Source organism: Acinetobacter sp. LCT-H3 (genome assembly GCF_001866125.1).
GTDB classification, from domain to species: domain Bacteria; phylum Pseudomonadota; class Gammaproteobacteria; order Pseudomonadales; family Moraxellaceae; genus Acinetobacter; species Acinetobacter schindleri.
Map to the genome: position 1 here is coordinate 1 of NZ_MODX01000064.1, position 1,569 is coordinate 1,569.

Sequence of the window (1,569 nt, forward strand, 5' to 3'; positions counted from 1 at the left end):
TAATCCTTCGTTTTTTTCAGATTTTAAGTCGCTTCTTTATTATTTTCAAAGTTATACCCAGTCAATAAAATGACTTAAAATTATTAAAAATTAGTAGGATATATTATGTCAAACTCAAATGTTGTTAAAGGTACTGTAAAGTGGTTCAACGAAACTAAAGGTTTTGGTTTCATTCAACAAGAATCAGGTCCAGACGTTTTTGCTCATTTTAGCGAAATCGCAAGTTCAGGTTTCAAAACCTTAATGGAAGGCCAAATGGTTGAATTCAGCGTAGCCCAAGGTCAAAAAGGACCGAATGCTGTAAATATTATTGCTATCTAAGCAGTAATAAGCAGTAATAAAAAGCACTCATGAGTGCTTTTTTTATAATTTAAAATTAAATTTTAAAGTTATTTCCAAAATTGGAAAATTTTCAGAAAAACAGGATTCAAGTTGTTAAAAATAAATTATTTAATTGCAAAAGCTAAAAATGGTACTGAAATTATTGTTTCATTAACTCCTCTTAATAAAATGCAAAGTACACGTCAGGGGTTAAAAACAATTGAAGTGGGTAAAAGAGTTCTTCTCTCATCTGGGATGGAGGTCGATTTAAATTTAGATGGCCGTACATTTTATACTTCTTTAAATCAGCTATTTAAATTAAGTCATAAAGTTGCTTAGAGCCAACATCAACAAGCATTAAAAATTTGGGTAGATTTCTACTACTATAATTTTATTAAGGGAATATATATGATTAAACAGAATCTCAGCGTAAAAGACCAGTTTGGGGTTAAACACGCTATTCAAGCAACAGTAGATCATCAGTTTGCCGATACGCAATCTCACTCGAATATAAAACATATCACTGTTGATGGAGAAGATATTCGACCTAGTTTCGAAATGTTTTTCCAAAGTACTTTAAGTGGAAAAATTTTTAAAATTTTATAAATACTATTGTTAAAACTAATACGATATTGATTGTGCGAAACGAGAGCTCAAAGCTCTCGTTTTTTTATGTAAAAACTGCTAAAATCCTTATACGCCATTGACGTACTTTAATCTATGCTATTCATTGAAACCAGTATTTTTACCAAGCAAATCAAAGAGCTTGTAAGTGATGAAGAGTATCGTCAGCTCCAGCAAGATCTCTTGGTGCAGCCTGATAAAGGTGACTTAATCAAGAATGGCGGTGGCATTCGTAAAGTACGCTGTGCTCAAGGTAATAGAGGAAAAAGTAGCGGTATCCGTGTGATCTACTATTGGGTCATAGAAGATGATCAGATCTTTTTCCTGGTGGCTTATCCAAAGTCTGTGAAAGATAATCTGACAGACAAAGAAACCTCGATCCTGCGTCAATTAGTGAAGGAGCAATTTCATGGATAACAACTTATTTGATGACTTGGTTGCTTCAATTAAAGAAGCTGGTGCCATCAAACGTAATGAGATAAAGGCTAGTCGAGTCACAGAGCTTGAATTGCCAGATATTAAAGAAGTACGTGAGAAAACTGGATTAACGCAAGCAGAGTTTGCTGCACGTTTGCATATTAGCGCGAGAACGCTACAGAACTGGGAACAAGGCCGACGCTATCC

At 34.1% G+C, this 1,569-nt stretch carries 5 protein-coding genes; all 5 read left to right on the forward strand.

The window, feature by feature from the left end; all coding sequences use genetic code 11:
• Positions 1-105: 105 nt before the first annotated feature.
• Positions 106-321, forward strand: coding sequence for a cold-shock protein (locus tag BK820_RS14825; RefSeq protein WP_004641928.1), 216 nt, complete (start codon positions 106-108; stop codon positions 319-321).
• Between the two features lie 111 nt (positions 322-432).
• On the forward strand, positions 433-660 hold the full coding sequence (locus BK820_RS14830) for a hypothetical protein (protein ID WP_004641927.1): 228 nt from the start codon (positions 433-435) through the stop codon (positions 658-660).
• Between the two features lie 69 nt (positions 661-729).
• Positions 730-927, forward strand: a complete 198-nt coding sequence (locus BK820_RS14835) for a hypothetical protein (RefSeq protein WP_004641925.1) — start codon at positions 730-732, stop codon at positions 925-927.
• A gap of 114 nt (positions 928-1,041) precedes the next feature.
• Positions 1,042-1,362, forward strand: coding sequence for a type II toxin-antitoxin system RelE/ParE family toxin (locus tag BK820_RS14840; protein WP_004641922.1), 321 nt, complete (start codon positions 1,042-1,044; stop codon positions 1,360-1,362).
• Positions 1,355-1,569 (forward strand): helix-turn-helix domain-containing protein (locus BK820_RS14845; protein ID WP_071321335.1); only part of this gene is annotated, 215 nt, incomplete at its 3' end. The genes BK820_RS14840 and BK820_RS14845, both read left to right, overlap by 8 nt.